Source organism: Microvirga sp. VF16, assembly GCF_016864375.1.
Classification (GTDB): Bacteria; Pseudomonadota; Alphaproteobacteria; order Rhizobiales; family Beijerinckiaceae; genus Microvirga.
Genome location: NZ_CP069355.1, coordinates 1,206,014 through 1,222,722, shown reverse-complemented (window position 1 = coordinate 1,222,722; position 16,709 = coordinate 1,206,014). Strand labels below are relative to the sequence as shown.

The window sequence follows — 16,709 nt, the reverse complement described above, 5'->3', positions numbered from 1 at the left end:
GGCTTGACTTTGCCGCCGTCGGCATAAGAATTGTCACGCCGGTGTCGTCGGACGCAGCGGCGACATTCTCTGGCGGTGAGCTGTGGTGACGAGAAAACCGACACGGCTAGGCCGTTGACGAGCCAGCTTTCCCAGCCCTTTCTCGCCTTCGCACTACCCCGCTCACGTCGCCAGGATCCGGGATGTGGATCCGCCTGAATTGCGTTATTTGTTCTTTGAGCCACTGTAAAGATTGTTCGAGGGCCCAATACTCCAGCTCGGCGGCTTTCTGCGGAGTGCTTTCAATGAGAGCATCGATATGCGTGTATTCGCCGGGTTCACGAAGCGGTCGGGCGGGATGTGCAAACGATCCTTCGCCCAAAACGGCATTGCCGCGCCGGTCTCGCATCGCGGCTTGATAGGCCCAGGTATTTTCGAAACAGATCCGGTCGACACCCCAGTTCAGAAGCGCTGAGGTGATTTCGGCCACTGGAGCTTTGCCTGTACCGATCGGCACGCCGAGCAGACCACCTTGGCCAGGAGCGAGAATTATGCAGTCCTTCAGATGCGCCGAGCGTATCCAAGGGCGCATCAGTTCCAGTGATGTCAGCGGCTCCTCATAGAACAGCATCGAATTCACATAATCGAAAAGACCCTGTACCCATGGGCTGTCGATGTGTGAAAGGATTCCAGCGACTTCGCTGGCCGCGAGATCCTCGTGATTTTCAAGAAGCAGCGGAATTCCGACGCGCTCGGCGAAAAGTGCAGCTTCAGAGAGATTGGCTTTGGCTTCCTTGACGCGAAGTCGCCGGTCAGGAGTTCCCTTGGTGTAGGTCCGCAAGTATCCCGCGCCGACTTCGCGCCCTATCCCCAGCACATGCTCGATGTGCGCCGGTTCGGTCCCGGCGGTCTCGATATCGATGAGCATCCCGCGCTTTTCGAGATAGGCGCGAAGCTTGCGAAGATGCGCCGGCTCGATTCCAGAGATTTCGAGATAGTTGGGTCCGAAGCACGAAACGTTGAGACCGTCAAATCCGAGATCGGCAGCAAGATCGACAAGCGCGAAGACATCGAAGCCTGGTTTGTGGCGGTACTGGAAGCGAAGGCCATACGAATGCAGGAACAGCTTTGTCATGATTTCGAGAAGTCCAATTGGCGCGATGCATCGGAGGCTGCAAAGAGCGCGAGCAGTGAGGCGGTAAGAATGAAGATTCCGGGAATGAGCGGCGCGATCGAATTCAGCAACAACCCGGTCGCGTTGAGCTTGATCAGTGTTCCCCAGTCGGTGGCCGGCGGCTGGACGCCAATCCCTAGCAGGCTGATCGCGCTTAGAAACATCAGGCAGGCGACGAAACGGTTGACGAGTTCGACGGCCGCGTAGGGGCGAATGTTCGGCCAAATGTCTCGCGTGACAAGATAGGCAAAGCCTTCGCCTCTTATTCGGGACAGCTCCACGAATGGCTCGGCGAAGATTTGGACCACCGGTGCTTTGAGCGAGCGATAGGCCCGGGTGAACTCGACCACGGTGATAATAAGGATGAGGCTTGCCGTCCTCGATCCGAATGCAGCGATGAGCACGAATGCGATAATCAGGCTTGGTATTGAATTCAGAGCGTCCATGCTGCGGGCAAGGATTGTGCCTGGAACAGCTGGCATGGCGCTGGACAGCACCGCGCAAGTCAAACCGCACGCCAGCGACAGCAATGTCGCCGCGACGCAGATGAACATGGTCACGCTCCCCGCACGAAGAATCTCGGACAGCATATCGCGGCCCAGATAGTCGGTTCCCAGGAGGTGCACTGCAGATGGGTTTTCAAACAGGTCACCTCCGGAAAAGCGATCTGCCGACGCCCCGACAAAGAACGGCGCGATGATGAAGAACAGGATAAAGCTGATGAATATCAGAGCGCGCATTGCCGTGGCTCACCCTCGCGTTTGAAATTACCTGCAGAGCGATCGTGCCCGGATGTGGAGGGTTCATGGCTGTCTCCGATCGGCTGCACCACCTGACCATCGCGTAGTTCGAGAACGTCGCTCGCAAGGCGAGCGACAATCTCCGGCTGGTGCGAAACGAGCAGCATGCCGATGTTCCCACTGGCCCGGTGCCCGTCGAGAATGTCTGCGACGATCCGCGCGTTCGCCGGATCCAGAGACGCCGTGACCTCATCGAGCAGCAGCAGTGACGGACTGCTGGCCAGCGCCAGCGCTATACCCAGTCGTTGACATTCCCCGCCCGACAGTTCCGCACTTCGTTTGTGACGATAGTCGGCCGGCAGGAGGATTTGCTCAAGCGTGTCCGCGACTGCATCGGCCGAGTCATCGCGGCCAGCCTGACGTAACCGCCTGCGAATGAGATAATCAGCGCTGAGAGAGGGGTTCAGGTGCAGCTTCACCGACTGCGGCACATACTCGAGTCGACGCCTTTGCTCCACCGTTCGACGGGAATAGTACCGCGGCAACCGCTCACCATCGACCTCGATCGTCCCTTTGGCGTCGCCGTGCTGCCCAAGCAAGCTGCGTAGAATCGTCGTCTTTCCGGCGCCAGAGGGGCCAACGATGCCGAGGCAGTCTCCCGGCCGCACCTGAAAAGCCACATTGCGGAGCAGCGGCCGGCCGCTCGGCGCGTTGACGCAGAGCCCTGCGACCCGCAATCGCGGCTGGTCAACCGGCTTCGGCGCGAGCTTCAATGTGGGGCGAGATGCCGTGACAGGCAGCGCAGTTGGACGGGGCGGATCCGGTTTTCCGTCCGACACCACAAAGCCGCTCAGGTCAATTGTCTGATCTGAACACTCGGCGAAGAATGGCAGTTCGTGTGAGATGACAAGCGCTGCAGCACCGATCTCCTCAATGCGCGCCTTAATGTCCTGCATTACACCCGCCTTCAGGTCCGGGTGCAGTGCGGTTGTCGGCTCGTCGAGGATAATCAGTCCAGGCGTGGCGCAGAACACCGTCGAGATCAAGATGCGCTGCAATTGTCCGCCGCTATATTGGTGCGGATAACGATCCTCCTGAAATCCCGGAACCTCGAGCCGATCAAAGGCCGCCTTGAGAAGCCTCAGGCGCTCGCTCCGCTCGTGCGCGGTGTCGCCCGCGAACTCTGAGATCTGCCTGACGACATTCCGCGACGCCACGAGTGCCGTGGCGGAGGACTGGGGAACGTAGAGAATCTCGCGTCCCCAAAGGGCCTGTTTTTGGCGTTGTTGCATCTGCAACAATGGCTGATTACCAAACAGGACCTCGCCATCGAGGATGCGAACGTTGGGCCTCATCCATCCCATGAGGGCGAGGCAAAGGCTGGTTTTTCCGACGCCGGACGGCCCAATCATCGTCGACAGCGTGCCGGGTTTCAGAGCCATTGAGAGCTTTTCAATGCGCCGGGCACCAGTCGTCGAGTTGGAAATGACAGCCGAAAGGTCTTTGACGTCGAAAACATTGGTCGTCGCATCGACGGTAACTTGTTTCTTCGAGGCGGCCGATTTCATAGGGCACCTCTTTTGCTAAAGCGGCCGGCGATCATGTCCGACAGGGAATAGATGCCCACATAGATTGCAGTGATGAACACGGCGCAGAACTGCAGGACCGGGATATCGCGCCAAACGACGGAGGACACAGCCAACTCGCCGATGCCGGAAATTCCGAAAACGACTTCAATCACCAGCACGCCGGTCAGCAGGTAGGCGCAGTAAATGAGCAGGAGGTTGAGGATCGAAGGGAGAATCGACGGAACCGCATAGTGGAGCGCAATCCAGCCCCGACTGAACCCGCGCAGGCGAGCGAACTCGAAGTAGTCCTTCTTTTCCTCCATCAGCAGCAGCGACAGCAGCATACGACCGATATAGGCGATCATGCCGATGCCGAGACACGCACTTGGCAGGATGAGCACGCGGATGTGCTCGGTCAGCGATTGATCTGGCGCCAGTCGCGAGACGGCCGGCAGCAAATGGAGTTGGACCGCAAAAACATAGATGAAAATGTAGGCGATGAGAAACTCCGGTGCGCAGAGCACAATCTGCATGGAGAGCTGGAAATAGCGCCGGACTTGCGGTGGCGTGAGGAACGAAGCCACGCCGGCGGCGAAGGCGAGCGGGAACCAGCAAAGTGCGGCGGCGGCAAGCATGAGCGTGTTGGCTAGACGCGGCTGAACGACATCCCAGACCGGTATGCGACTGGTAAAGGATTGACCGAATTCACCTTGCAGGAAGTGGAGCAGCCAGGTAACAAAGCGCTCCGGCAACGGGCGATCCAGCCCGAGGCTATGCCGCAGTTGGGCGCCCAGTTCCGGCGTGTAGTCCTGACCGAGCAACTCCGTCACGAAGTCGCCCGGGATGAGGGCCGTCCCAAAAAAGATCAGGGCGGCGGCGCCCAAGAGAATGGCGAACCGAATTGCCAGTTCAAGAGCAATCGAGTGAAGGTTCGTCAGGGGCGACCTTCGCTCGTCTTGCTCATAGGTGAGGGAATGATCGGACATGGCTACGTCAGGCGCCCTGATCCAGCCAAATGTCGGCCATGGCTGGGCCGGTCAGCGAGCCAAGGGGCGAGGGCGATACGCCCTTCACCTTTCTGGAGATCGCGTCGAGTTGGTTGAAGAACAGCGGCATGCCTGCACCGCCATCGCTATGAATTGTCTCTTGGATTGCCCAGTACAGCTCGCGACGGCGGTTGACATCGGTAGTGGCAACCGCCTCGTCCATCATTGCGTCCACCTTTGGTCGGCTCCAGTGCGTTTCGTTCCATTTCGCACCCGAGCGATAGGCAACGCGCAACATGAGATCGGGTGTGAAACGCGTGCCCCATCCGCCCACCATCAGTGGCTGCTTCAGCCAGACATTGTCCCAATAGCCGGTGACCGGATCGCGTTTCGGTTCAAGCGAGATCCCCGCCTTGCGGGCGCCGTCGGCGTAAATCTGAGCCAGATCGACCGCAACACCGGGCGTTACGGCGTCCGAGGCATGCAGAACCTGTGTCGGGAAATTCACCCCCGCCTTCTGAAGAATGGACTTGGCCCGATCGGGATCATAGGCGCGGATCGGCAACTCGCTGTGGTAGAACGGACTGAAGGGCGGAATGGGATGGTCATTGCCGATCTGCGCAAAGCCGGCGCAAAGGCGGTCGCGCATCTGCTCGCGGTCGAAGAGATATTTCAAGGCGTCGCGCACTTCCGGCCGATCGAAGGGCGGGGTGTCGGTCAGCATCGCCACCACGTTGTGCACGCCGCTTGGGGAAGACACAACCTGGAAACCGGATGTCGCCGCGATGCGCTTTGCGAGCGTGAAGTTGATCGTCTGCACGGCATCTACATCGCCGGCAAGAAGAGCAGAAACGCGTGCGACAGGATCCTGATTGCCCTGGAACGCCACCTGGTCCAGGTAAGGTTTGCCGTTCTGCCAGTAGTTTTGATAGCGGCGATAAACGTTGACGCTGGTTGGATTCAGTCCATCCGCCACGAACGGACCGGTGCCTACCGGCTTCTCGAAGGTCGAAAAACCCTCCGGGAAGATGTAAAAGCGGTCCTGCGCCAGCAATAGGGGGAAGTCTGCATCCGGGCGCGAAAGCGTGAACCGCAGTGTGTGAGTGTCCTCCTCTATAATGTCGCTGATGTGCTCGAGAAGCACGCGCAACGGCGACTGCAAAGCAGGGTCGCGAAGACGGTTCAGGCTGAAGATGACGTCCTTTGCGGTCAGGCTCTTGCCATTGTGGAACTCCACGCCGCGGCGCAACTTAAACACCCAGCCATCGACCTTGTTGTTGACCGGCTCCCAACTCTCAGCAAGCATCGGGACGGGATTGAGGCGGCTGTCGACGCCGACCAGTCTTTCTCCGACTGTCGCATAGGCAAAGTAAACGGTGAAGGAGGCGACCTTGGTGGGATCGAGCAGAGAAGAGGATGCAGTCTCCTGCAACATGACTCTGAGGCGGCCGCCCTTGCTGGGCGTGGTGTTTGCCCGTGCCAGACCTGGGCGCGTTATCGCCGCAAGGGCGGAGGCGCCGAGAGAGACGGTGAATATGCGTCGGGAAATGGGACGATTAAGCATTGCCGAATCCGTTGTTTGAGGAGACTTTGCATGCGCGACCAGCCGACGTTATCTCTGCCGGGCGATTGACAACTCGTATATACGAGTTTATGTGACAGACGCATGACAGAAGGGAGAATTTATGAGCTCACCCCCATCCGGGTCGTCGGCACAGCCCCGCTGGAAGACGATTGTGGAAACGTTGCATCGCGAAATTCTGGAGGGGGAGTTTGACGCGGAAGGGCGTTTGCCAGCGGACACAAAAGTAGCCGAGCGCTTTGGCGTCAGTCGCATGACCTCCCGCAAGGCGCTTGCGACTCTTCAGAACAAGGGTTTGATTAGGATCGAGCATGGCCGCGGAGCATTCATCGAAACCGATGTGCTCGAATACCGCATGGCTTCTCGTGTCACATTCCCGCAGAACGTCCGAGCCAACAAACAGCTGCCAAGCCGCAAGCTGATCCATGTTGAAAACAGACCAGCCGACGCATGGGTAAGCTCCTGTCTCGACCTTACCCCCGGAACAAGCGTATTGACTGTCCAACTCATCGCCGAAAGCAATGGTCGGCCTGTGGCGTTCAGCACCAATTTTCTGGACTTGCCCAGGTTCTCGGGCTTCGTGGAAGCGATGGGACGAGAGGCGGATGTCGAATCCGCCATGGAGAAATTTGGATTTTGTTCTTTGTGGCCAGGGACTGCCAAGGTGATCGCGCGCATGCCGACGGAGGAGGAAGCCAAACTTCTCGATCAGTCCCTTTCAAGACCGGTGGTCGAGAAGAAAGCCGTGGAAGTGGACGAGAATGGCAGGCCAGTGTGGTGCCATGTAACCTGCTATGCCGCCGACCGGATGCAGTTCGTTTTCGATGGTGTTGAACCAGGCAAATAGAGCGCTGCGGTTTTCTGTCATGTGATTTCGCCTATTAGTCGCATATCGAAAGAGAAGGTTAGTCGGGGTGCCGGCCTTAGACGTCGATCTTGATTTCCAAGGCATCGTGTCGCCAATATTCGTGGTCGAAGGAGAAAGGCATTCCGTCGGCATCATCCATCGGTGATCCGCCGAACGAACAGGCCGGGAGTGCCATGAGCCAGACGTAAGTCACGCGCATGGGGGTCGCTTAGTGCCGTGGGATGGAAATACAGTTCGCGGCGTCGGAGAAGGATGCCGTATTCACGTTCGTAAACCGTCGCCAACGAGATGTCGGTCGAAGCAAGCTCGACCAATTTAGGGCATCTGCCCTCGATCACGTGCGAAATCTCCACGAACACGGGTCGGTCATCGATGAAGCGCAATCTCCGGATAACGGTGAGTTTGGTGCCTGCTTCTATTCCGAGCAACCCCGCGATCGCAGCATTGGCGACCATGCTTCCCGTGGAAAGCACCTTGGCTCCCGCCTCGTGACCCTGATCGACGACCACCTTGGTGAAACTGAAGTCGCGCGAAGGATCGTAGAAGAAACGCGGAGGCGAGAGGTACCAGCCCGACCGGTGAAAGCGATAAATGAAGCCTTCGGCCTCCAGCTGCCATAGGGCCTTACGAACATTCATCCGGGCAACGCCGAGATGATCCGTCAGCCGGCGCTCGGAAGGAAGCTGGCCGTTCGGTTTCAACTCTCCCAGGGCAGCGCGTTCGTCGATGAGTTGCCGGATGCGTTCAGGAACCGTGGAGAGTTGCTCAAGGTCGGAAATATGATGAAGCTCGCTGTCGGTCATTTTGTCTCTTCAGCAGATTGGACCGTCGCGCCCGGACCGCAATTCGAGCCAGTGGGCTAGACGAAGAAGAGGAAAGCAGTACGCGAAATAAAGCAGCGCGACAGCCCCATAGACGAAGAATAGGTCTCGCGGCGCTCTCATCGCGACCACGTCTCCGGCGTGCACCAGTTTACCTATCCCGACGACACTGACGATGAAAGTGCTCTTGACGATGACGACGTAGAGCCCTCCGAGTGACGGAAACATTAGCCGACGCGCGTGCGGCAGGACGACGAAAAACCGACGCTGCCGCGATGTGAGATCCAGCGCCTTCGCGGCTTCTATCTGCCCGATTGGAACCGCCTCCATGACGCTTGGCTACTCAGTTATCCGCTCGATATTTCTCGAGTGCCCTCCTATCCAGTTCGATGCCCAGACCAGGCACAGCTGGTACCTTGACCCCGCCGCCGCGGACGCTCCACGGTTCGCCCATGATGAGGTCGTCTTCCGCGTAGTCGATCAACGCCTGCGACGGTCGCGAGATGGCAGAAGAAGAGATGCCGACATGACACATTGCGGCCCAGCTAATGCCAAGTTCCCACATGGCGCGAAGCCAGGTGCCCCGCCCCATTTGCGACATGGCCTCCATATGCCTCATTAGGGCAGAGAGGTTGCCGAAGATGCATATGTCGGGAACCGAGGCGGTAATGTTGGGCAACGCACGGAAGACATCGGCATCAACGCAGTGAGAGGATACCTTTACGCCAAAGGCTTTTGCCAGCCGGTCTATCCCGGCCAAGGACCGGACTGGCTCCTCGAAGTTGTCGAGACGCTGTTCCGCGACCTGCCTGAAGACTTCGGCCGCAGTCTCTTCGTCATAGGTCTGATTGGCATCCACCGCGAGCGGAAAGTCGTCTCCCACGGCTTTCCGGACGGCCCGGATGGTTGGGATATCGACGTGTGACCGATATCGGGCAATCTTGAACTCAAAATACGTCGTCCCATTGTCCTCAATTGCCTTTTCAGCCTGCTTCGCGAGCACCCTGGGTACGTCCTTCTCGCTGAAGCCTTCGTCTGGATTCGGCGGATAACCGAACGCTCCGAATTCCGCCCGCTCGCGGACGGCGCCGCCAAGGAGTTCGTAGAGCGGCTTGCCCTGCATCTTTCCGGCGATATCCCATAGGGCGAGATCAATAGCCGCGTAGGCGAGCGTGTCGCAGTGGCGCTCCGGAAAGCCAAAGTCCAGGGGCTTGAGACAACGTCTGCGAAGTCCGTCATGATCGCTGGCATCGGAGCCTAGCAAGAGCGGTGCGAAGCGTTCGGAAATGATTTCCGCCGGCCATAGTCCGCGAGCCTCTCCGAGGCCCAAAATTCCATCGGCGGTCTCGATTTCAAGGATCGTTCGGTCGAGATGTTCTCGTCTAAACCACCTCGCGCTTTCTCCTACGATGACAGGGACGAGGACGGGTGTCGCCGTCACGCGCGTTATAATGTTGTTCATGATGATATCCGCAAATGATATAAGGGCGCGCATCCTCACAAATGTGGGCTAGTCCGGGCTAGTCCACATTGGTTGCGGGGTAGTCTATGATCCAGGACTGTGACTATGCCCGCTCCTTTGCGGCGAGCTCTGAAGCATCCAATGTTAGCGCAAAGCTGCCTCGCAAACGCGCCCAAAGGCAAGCTGGTGTCGGAACAAGAACTGCTCGAAATCGCACGTTAAGGTCGAACGGAGGGGGAAGCTTCGTCGCGGATCCGCATAATGGTCTGGCGGCTCGTCGCGAATTCTTGGCGATGGTGGAAACACTCATCCCCCGCGGCGAGATCGTCGCGCGCATCCTGCCTTTGCCTTCGATGGGCGGCGAGGGAAGCGGTAAAGCTGCGATGTGTAATGGTTGAGCTCACAGGTGCATTCCCCAGAAATCAGTGCTTGAATTGGAGTGGTCAGCTCGACGTTGTGCCGGCCCGTACAAGCTCGTATATACCAGTTAACATGACAGGACAACGACAGAGAACACCATGATGGATTTCTTGGAGGATGAGCAGTTGCCGCGGTGGCGCGTGATCGAAGAGACGCTGAAGAGAGAAATCCTTGAAGGCCAATTCAATCAGGACCGGCAACTCCCAGCCGACACGAAAGTCGCCGAACGCTTTGGCGTCAGTCGGCTCACCGCGCGGAAAGCACTGGCGAGCCTCCGGAACAAAGGATTCATCCGGATCGAACATGGGCGCGGAGCCTTCGTCGAGAACGACGTCGTTCAGTACCGGATCCTTCAGAAGGTCACCTTCACCGAAAACGTTGTCGCCAACAATAAGTATCCAAGCCGCCGAATGTTGCGGGCTGTGACCAAGCCGGCGCCTTTATGGGTCAGTGAAGCCTTGGGACTGCTCAATGGCACATCGACGCTTGCTGTGACTCTCTTAGCCGAAGCCGATGGACGCCCGCTTGCGCTCAGCACCAGTTACCTGGAACAGGAACGGTTCGACGGCTTCGATGAAGCCCTTGGCCCGGATGCGGACGTCGATCATGCCCTGCGCCACTACGGGATCTCCAAGCTGTGGCCCGGGCCTGCGAAAGTGATCGCTCGCATGCCGACGGACGACGAAGCTCGCCTCCTTGACCAATCGGTGTCGCGCCCGATCGTTGAGAAAACCGGCTCAGAACTGGACGCTCAGAAGCGCCCGGTCTGGTGCCATGTCACCACCTATGCTGCCGACAGAGTTCAGTTCATCTTCGATCCGCAGGGCTCGCAAGAACAATAACAATCGTTGAGGCTTAGGTTCCAACCCAGCTCATGAGCCATGCCGCCTTGTCGCGATGCTCTGTCAGCGTCAGGGCTGCGGATCTCTAGCGCCTCGCGCTCTGCATGTTGCGCTGAGGGTCGCTTGTCTCCGTTTTTTAAGCCCAGCCACGCAGTGTCCGAATGAGTTGTTCCGCGGCCACGTCCGGCGGACCGGAGTTGTCGATGTCCTCGACATCCGGCCCGCCGAGCTCGAATGCGCCGCCGCGCTGCAAGCGATCGGACACCATCTCCCCCGCCTCGCGGCCGCGCTGGCGCAGCCGCTCAGCCAGCACCGCGGGCGGGGCCGTGACGTTCACGATCTTCAGGTGGGGATAGTGGCGCCGGGCCTCCGGCACGATGGCGCGCGACCCGTTCGCCACCACCACCCGGCCTTGCGCCAGCCACGTGTCGATGTCCGCCGGCAGGCCGTAGCACAGGCCGTGCGCCTGCCAGTGCAGCGCGAACGCCCCTTGCGCGATGCGCGTGCGAAAGGCCTCCTCGGTGAGGAACGCGCTGTCCTCCCCGCCCCCGGGCGGCCGGGTGATGACCCGCCGCACGAAGCGGAAGCGCTCGTCGCCGGCGAGCGCCGTGCGCGCGCAGGTCAGCAAGGTGTCCTTGCCGGCGCCGCTCGGACCCACGACCAGAACCAGCATGCCCGTGACTGAGCCCCCTGCCCTCATGCGCGCGCCCTGTCCTGCCCCGGCACGCCCAGTCCGAACCGGGCGATCGCCACGAACTCTCCGGCCGGGTGATCCTGCTCGAACAGGGTCAGCGCATCGAGGGGGAAGTCTTCGTCGAGCAGCGACGCAAACAGCGCCTCCAGGCGCCGGGCCACGCCGTCTCGCGCGCTCTCAGGCACCGGCCCGGTCAGCGTCAGGTGGAACCGGAACCGGTCGAAGACGTAAGGATAGCCCCATTGCTCCAGATAGCCCGTTTCCGTCGCATCGAGGCCGGACTGCCGCCGCCGGTGCCGTTCCGGCTCGGTCAACGGCGCGCGGAAAGCATCGAACTCCGAGACCACCTGGGCGGCAAAGCCCTGAAGCATGGGCGATGCGGCGCGGGGCACCAGCGCGACGAAGCTGCCGAGTGTGGCGACGCGCAAGGGGCCGATCGGGCATGGCGGCCGGCTCTCAGCGAACCGCCGCAACGCGTCTTCGAGCTCTGGCCGGCTGGTCCCCGGCCGCAGCCGGAAGGGCGCCTTGAGCGTGGCGTGGAAGCCGTAGCGGCGCGGCTCGGCGGTCAGCTGCCGGTCTGCGTCCGGCCGGGCGTCCTCCGCCATCCCGCTCCGCCCGAAGGCATCGCGCCCGAGCCAGTGCGCCGCGGCCACGGTCAGCGGATGGTCCGCGGAAGGCGTGTAGTAGAGGGCGTAGCGTCTTTTGCCCGCTGCGGTCGGATCGTCGTCCACCGGCCGGCCGGCATCCTGGTGCTGTTGCATGGTCATGTCGGTTTCATCCTGCCGGGTCCTAGCCGCCGTGAGATCGGGCCTTGATGGTCAGCGCTGACCGCCCGAGAGACTGGACTGATCTCGCAACCAGTCGCCCACGAGCGAGATCGACAGCGCGGTGAGCATGATGACGATGCTCGGGATGAGCACCAGCCAAGGCGCCCGCTCCATGAAGTCGCGCGCCGCGCTGACCATGTTGCCGAGGCTGGACAGCGGTGGCTGGACGCCAAGCCCCAGGAAGGACAGACTCGTCTCGAGCAGGATCACCTCCGGCAGGTTGAGGGTCATCGCCACGATGAGGCTCGAGGCGACATTGGGGAGGATATGCAGACCGTAGACGCGCAGTGGGGATCCCCCGAGATCCCTGACGGCGATGGTGTAGCCCTGCTCCGACGCCGACAGGGCAAGCCCGCGCGCGAGACGTGCGATGCGTTCCCAGCCGAAAAAGCCCAGAAGGCAGGTGAAGAGAACGAGGCTGTTGCCGAAGAAGGCGAGCACGGCGAGCGCGACGATCATGAACGGCATGGCCGCCTGCGCATCGATCAGCATGAGAATGACCTGCTCCAGCCGGCCGCGGGTATGCGCCGCCAGAAACCCTAGTGCAATTCCGATCACGGCCGCGATGAACGTCGAGATCACCCCGATCGTCATGCTGGTCCTGATCGAGGAGATCAAGCGTGAGAGCGTGTCCCGCCCAAGCTGGTCGGTTCCGAGAAGGTGCTTCCAGTTACCGCCCTCGATGAAGACCGGCGGCAACAGCCGCGCGCGCAGGTCGGTCGCGGTGATGCTGAACGGGGTGATGGCGTCGGCCAACAGGGCAACCGCTGCCATCAGAACGATCCAGCACAGTGCCACCAGCACGAAGGGCGGGCATGCCCTGAGCGGCCTTGCCCAGGCGAGATGCGGGCGGCCAGATCGGCGGATGGGTTGTTCGTCGGCGGTGGTCATCTCCCTCATCCTTTCTTGCCCCCGGGCTGCCCGCGGCGAAGACGGGGATCGAGGATGCCGTAGGTCAGATCCACGACGAAGTTGGCCGCCACCATGGTGGCGCCGATCATCAGCAGGATCGTCTGCACCACCGCAAGGTCGCGGCTTGCGACCGAGGTGACGAGCAGGCGGCCGATCCCCGGCCACGCGAAGACGCTTTCCGTGACCACCGCACCCGCCACCAGCGCTCCGAGCATCATCCCCATGATGGTGACGACCGGGAGCGCCGCATTGGGAATGATGTGAACGGCGACAACCCGCCACCGGGCCAGCCCGCGCAGGGTCGCGGCGCGCACATGCGGCTGATCGAGCACATCGACCACCGCCGAGCGGGTGAACCGCGCCAGCACCGCGCCCCCGAACAGGCCAAGGCTCAAGACGGGCAGGATGACGTGCAGGAGCGTTCCTGACCCGCCAGAGGGCAGCCAGCGCAAGTGGACCGCAAACAGCATCACCAGCAGAAGGCTGAAGACGAAGCCCGGGATCGTGAAACCGATGATCGAGCCAGTCATGATCACCCGATCCAGCCAGCTGCTCCGGTGCAATGCGGAAAAGACCCCTGCCGGAAGGCCGATCAGCAGCTGCAGGACGAAGCCGGGGATCATGATGGCCAGGGTGGCCGGCAGTCGCTCGGCGACGACGAGCATGGCGCTGCGTCCGTCGAGCATCGAGCCGCCAAGGTTGCCTTGCACGACAGACTGAAGATACTTGAGGTACTGGATCCAGAGGGGCTGATCGAGGCCCCAGCTCCGGCGGAATTCCAGGATCGCGTCGGCAGAGGCGTCGAGACCCAAAATGTTGATCGCCGGATCACCGGTCAGGCGCAGCACGACAAAGGCCGCCGTCACAATCAGAAGCAGCGTGACGAGGGCACGCAGGGCGCGGGTCGCGAGATAGCTCAGCATCCAACACCCTCCCGCTGCGGCGGGGCCGAGGCCATCGGCTCCTGGGGATAATGACAGGCGACCGCACGACCGCCGGCCGCCAGGCGCAGGGCCGGGCGCTGCGTCCGGCAGAGCTCGCTGGCCAGCGGGCAGCGCGGACTAAAGACGCAGCCGTCCGGCACCTCCAGCGGATTGGGCGGATCCCCCTGCGCCAGGAGACGGCGCTGAGGCCGTGGCTTGACGCTGGGAACGGCGGCGATCAGAGCTCGGGTGTAGGGGTGCAGGGGTCGTCGGAACAGGTCGGCAGTGGCGGCCGTTTCCATGACCTTGCCGAGATACATGACCATGACACGATCGGCGACCTGCCGGACAATCTTGAGATCATGGCTGATGAAGAGATAGGTGAGCCCCCGTCGGTCCTGCACGTCTTTCAGCAGATTGACGACCTGGGCTGCCACCGAAACGTCCAAGGCCGAAACCGGCTCGTCGCAGACGAGGAGCTCCGGGTCGAGCACCAGCGCACGGGCGAGGACGACGCGCTGACGCTGGCCGCCGGACAGCTCGTTCGGGTGGCTGTCGAACTGATCCTTGCGCAGCCCGACGATGGACAGGAGCTCCTCTGCCCGTTCCCGCTGCTCGGCCATCGATGCGCCCACGCCGTGGATCACCAGCGGCTCGACGACCTGGCGACCGATCGGCTGGCGCTTGTCGAGGAAGGACAGGGGATCCTGGTAGACCATCTGCATCCGGCGCCTCTGCTGGCGCCAGGCGGCATCGTGTCGGGTGTGCACCGGTATGCCGTCGAGGATCACCTCCCCGCGCGTCGGCGCCATCATCCCGAGCACGAGCCGGCCAGTCGTTGACTTGCCGCAGCCGGATTCGCCGACGATGCCCAGCGTCTCGCCGCGCGCGACGGAAAACGAAACATCGTCGACCGCCTTCACCGCAATGCGCGGCGAAAACAAGCCGTTGCGGGCCTTGACGGAAAAATGCTTGGTCAGGCCCTCAACCTTAAGGAAGGCGGTCATGCGGACACCCTTCGACCTGGTTCGACGAGACCGGTCTCAGGCGGGACCACCCGGTGACAGGCCGTCCGATGGTCGCCTGACCCGGGAAGCAGCGGCGGCCGCCTTTCCGTACAGATGGCCATGGCCACGGAACAGCGGTCGTGGAACGCGCATCCGGACGCAATGGCGCTCGGCGCCGGCACGTGGCCGGGAATCGCACTGAGCCGTCCGACGGGCTCATCGATGTCGGGCGCCGCGGCCAGAAGCCCGCGCGTGTAGGGATGGCGTGCGTGCCGCCAGAACTCCTCGGACGGGGCCGTCTCGACGATCCGGCCCGCGTACATCACGGCGATCCGGTCGCTGGTTTCGCGCACGACGCCGAGATCGTGCGATATCAGGACGATCGCCATGCCGGTATCGGTGCGCAACTCCTGCAGCAGGTCTAGGATCTGCGCCTGCACCGTCACGTCAAGCGCGGTCGTCGGCTCGTCCGCGATGAGCAGTTCGGGCTCGCCCGCCAACGCCATCGCGATGGCCACGCGCTGGTTGGTCCCGCCCGACAGCTCGTGCGGATACTGCGCCAGACGTCGCTCGGCCGCCGGGACGCGAACCCGGTCCAGCAACCGCTTCGCCTCGGCCCGCGCCGCGGCCCAGCCGAGCCGGCGATGACTGACCAGGGTCTCGGCCAGCTGGAAGCCGATCGTGTGGATTGGGTTCAGCGAGGCGGTGGCGTCCTGCACGATCATGGCGAGCCGGCGGCCGCGCACGGCGGCCATCGCCCGTTCGTCGAGATCGAGAAGGTTGTCCTGCCCGAACATGACCGAACCCGTTGTGGCGACAGTCCGCCCGAGCACCCGCATCACAGCAAGCCAGGTGATGCTCTTTCCACACCCCGACTCGCCAACCAGGCCAAGAATCTCGCCGCGGCCGATATCCAGGTCGATGCCGCGCACAATTTCCGTCTCGCCTTTCGGCGACCGGATCGTCACGGACAGATTCCGAATCTGAATAAGAGGAGGCGTGCCGGACTGTTGCATCGTCGCGTTACCGGATCGCGCCCTGCCCGGTCTGCTTCGTCAGTGAAGCCATGGCCTGGTAGTTGGGGTCGGGAAGGTTTTCATAAGCGGGACCGAAGTCCTCGACGAAGACGGTGTGGGAAACGAGGCCTTCGTTGGGTACCAGGACATGGAGCTTGAAAGCCGGAGGTTCGTCGATGTTTCTGAAGATGCGGACATCGCCCACGGGCAGGTTGGCTGCGCTTACGACCGAAGGCGCGATCGAGACGAGCGTACCATTCCACAGGCAGTCAAGCGAGCGATGCAGGTGGCCGCAGAGAATGCGAACAATCTGCCTGTTGGCGGCAACGATTTCGCCGAGCTCCTTGACGCCCTCCTTCAAGCCGACGTCGTCGTAAACGCCGCCGTTGAACAGGAAGGGCTGATGGTGCAGCATGATGATGGTCGGAACATCCGGGCGCTCGCCCAGGCGCGCGCGAAGATAGGAAAGACGGTCGGCGCACAAGCCACCGCGGCTTTCACCCTCGATCAGCGTGTCCAGTCCAATGATCCGGATGTCATCGTACTCCACGCAGAACTGCACGAAATCAAGGTCTGTTTCCTTCCGCTCCGGGAAGACAGCAAGGAAATTCTCGCGGATGTCATGGTTGCCGAGGATCATGTGGACCGGGAAGGGTACGGCCTCGATCATGTCCTTGAGCCGCCGGTACTCTCCAACCTGCCCGCTGTCGACCAGATCGCCGGTCAGGATCATCAGGTCCGGACGCGGCTGCATCCTGGCAACGCGGTCGAAAGCCTGTTGCGCCATGGCCGAATAGTCCACATTGCCGGACGGCAGGGGTGTGCCCGCCTCGCGGACATGAATATCGCTGAGATGCGCGATGATCATCTGAATACCTCGGTTTTTGC

General features: G+C 61.5%; 17 protein-coding genes. 2 read left to right on the top strand and 15 right to left on the bottom strand.

From position 1 onward, the window contains the following. Window positions 1–106: 106 nt before the first annotated feature. Genes JO965_RS31295 through JO965_RS31275 form a run of 5 tightly spaced genes read right to left on the bottom strand, consistent with a single transcriptional unit; the run spans window position 107 to window position 6,011 of the window. Window positions 107–1,114, bottom strand: a complete 1,008-nt coding sequence (locus tag JO965_RS31295) for a sugar phosphate isomerase/epimerase (RefSeq protein ID WP_203444776.1) — start codon at window positions 1,112–1,114, stop codon at window positions 107–109. Then, window positions 1,111–1,893, bottom strand: a complete 783-nt coding sequence (locus JO965_RS31290; RefSeq protein ID WP_203444775.1) for an ABC transporter permease — start codon at window positions 1,891–1,893, stop codon at window positions 1,111–1,113. The genes JO965_RS31295 and JO965_RS31290 overlap by 4 nt, the downstream gene beginning before the upstream one ends. Further along, window positions 1,881–3,461: an ABC transporter ATP-binding protein gene (locus JO965_RS31285; protein ID WP_203444774.1), complete on the bottom strand. Its 1,581-nt coding sequence runs from the start codon at window positions 3,459–3,461 to the stop codon at window positions 1,881–1,883. Before JO965_RS31285 ends, JO965_RS31290 begins: the two co-directional genes overlap by 13 nt. Then, on the bottom strand, window positions 3,458–4,447 hold the full coding sequence (locus JO965_RS31280; protein WP_203444773.1) for an ABC transporter permease: 990 nt from the start codon (window positions 4,445–4,447) through the stop codon (window positions 3,458–3,460). The genes JO965_RS31285 and JO965_RS31280 overlap by 4 nt, the downstream gene beginning before the upstream one ends. 7 nt (window positions 4,448–4,454) lie before the next feature. Next, window positions 4,455–6,011 (bottom strand): ABC transporter substrate-binding protein, encoded by a 1,557-nt coding sequence (locus JO965_RS31275; RefSeq protein ID WP_203444772.1) that lies wholly within the window; start codon window positions 6,009–6,011, stop codon window positions 4,455–4,457. 172 nt (window positions 6,012–6,183) lie between these two features. Here JO965_RS31275 and JO965_RS31270 point away from each other — a divergent pair, with 172 nt between their 5' ends. Then, window positions 6,184–6,876 (top strand): UTRA domain-containing protein, encoded by a 693-nt coding sequence (locus tag JO965_RS31270; protein WP_203444771.1) that lies wholly within the window; start codon window positions 6,184–6,186, stop codon window positions 6,874–6,876. A 152-nt stretch (window positions 6,877–7,028) separates the two neighbouring features. Here JO965_RS31270 and JO965_RS31265 read toward each other — a convergent pair whose 3' ends face one another. From JO965_RS31265 to JO965_RS31255, 3 genes are read right to left on the bottom strand one after another with little or no spacing between them, the layout of a single operon-like run. Beyond that, on the bottom strand, window positions 7,029–7,700 hold the full coding sequence (locus JO965_RS31265) for a GntR family transcriptional regulator (RefSeq protein ID WP_203444770.1): 672 nt from the start codon (window positions 7,698–7,700) through the stop codon (window positions 7,029–7,031). Between the two features lie 9 nt (window positions 7,701–7,709). After that, complete coding sequence (locus JO965_RS31260) at window positions 7,710–8,048, bottom strand: ABC transporter permease subunit (protein WP_203444769.1); 339 nt, start codon at window positions 8,046–8,048, stop codon at window positions 7,710–7,712. A gap of 13 nt (window positions 8,049–8,061) precedes the next feature. Then, complete coding sequence (locus JO965_RS31255) at window positions 8,062–9,180, bottom strand: mandelate racemase/muconate lactonizing enzyme family protein (protein WP_203444768.1); 1,119 nt, start codon at window positions 9,178–9,180, stop codon at window positions 8,062–8,064. Window positions 9,181–9,698: 518 nt separating this feature from the next. Here JO965_RS31255 and JO965_RS31250 point away from each other — a divergent pair. Then, window positions 9,699–10,442 carry a GntR family transcriptional regulator gene (locus tag JO965_RS31250; protein WP_203444767.1) on the top strand — a complete coding sequence of 248 codons (744 nt, stop codon included), beginning with the start codon at window positions 9,699–9,701 and terminating at the stop codon, window positions 10,440–10,442. Between the two features lie 136 nt (window positions 10,443–10,578). On the opposite strand, the gene phnN is transcribed toward JO965_RS31250, so the two are convergent. The 7 genes from phnN to JO965_RS31215 are packed head-to-tail and all read right to left on the bottom strand — an operon-like array spanning window position 10,579 to window position 16,689. Then, a complete protein-coding gene (gene phnN, locus JO965_RS31245; protein WP_246776973.1) occupies window positions 10,579–11,115 on the bottom strand; it encodes a phosphonate metabolism protein/1,5-bisphosphokinase (PRPP-forming) PhnN in 537 nt (178 codons plus the stop codon). A 23-nt stretch (window positions 11,116–11,138) separates the two neighbouring features. Next, a complete protein-coding gene (locus JO965_RS31240) occupies window positions 11,139–11,903 on the bottom strand; it encodes a DUF1045 domain-containing protein (RefSeq protein ID WP_246776972.1) in 765 nt (254 codons plus the stop codon). 51 nt (window positions 11,904–11,954) lie between these two features. Continuing rightward, window positions 11,955–12,863: an ABC transporter permease gene (locus JO965_RS31235; protein ID WP_371826916.1), complete on the bottom strand. Its 909-nt coding sequence runs from the start codon at window positions 12,861–12,863 to the stop codon at window positions 11,955–11,957. After that, the gene (locus JO965_RS31230) at window positions 12,860–13,798 is read right to left on the bottom strand and encodes an ABC transporter permease (protein ID WP_203444764.1); all 939 of its coding nucleotides are present in this window, start codon (window positions 13,796–13,798) and stop codon (window positions 12,860–12,862) included. The genes JO965_RS31235 and JO965_RS31230 overlap by 4 nt, the downstream gene beginning before the upstream one ends. Beyond that, entirely contained in the window at window positions 13,792–14,805 is a 1,014-nt protein-coding gene (locus tag JO965_RS31225; RefSeq protein ID WP_203444763.1) for an ABC transporter ATP-binding protein, read from the bottom strand. Before JO965_RS31225 ends, JO965_RS31230 begins: the two co-directional genes overlap by 7 nt. Continuing rightward, window positions 14,802–15,821: an ABC transporter ATP-binding protein gene (locus tag JO965_RS31220; RefSeq protein ID WP_203444762.1), complete on the bottom strand. Its 1,020-nt coding sequence runs from the start codon at window positions 15,819–15,821 to the stop codon at window positions 14,802–14,804. Before JO965_RS31220 ends, JO965_RS31225 begins: the two co-directional genes overlap by 4 nt. 7 nt (window positions 15,822–15,828) lie before the next feature. After that, the gene (locus JO965_RS31215) at window positions 15,829–16,689 is read right to left on the bottom strand and encodes a phosphodiesterase (protein WP_246776971.1); all 861 of its coding nucleotides are present in this window, start codon (window positions 16,687–16,689) and stop codon (window positions 15,829–15,831) included. Between the last annotated feature and the right edge of the window lie 20 nt (window positions 16,690–16,709).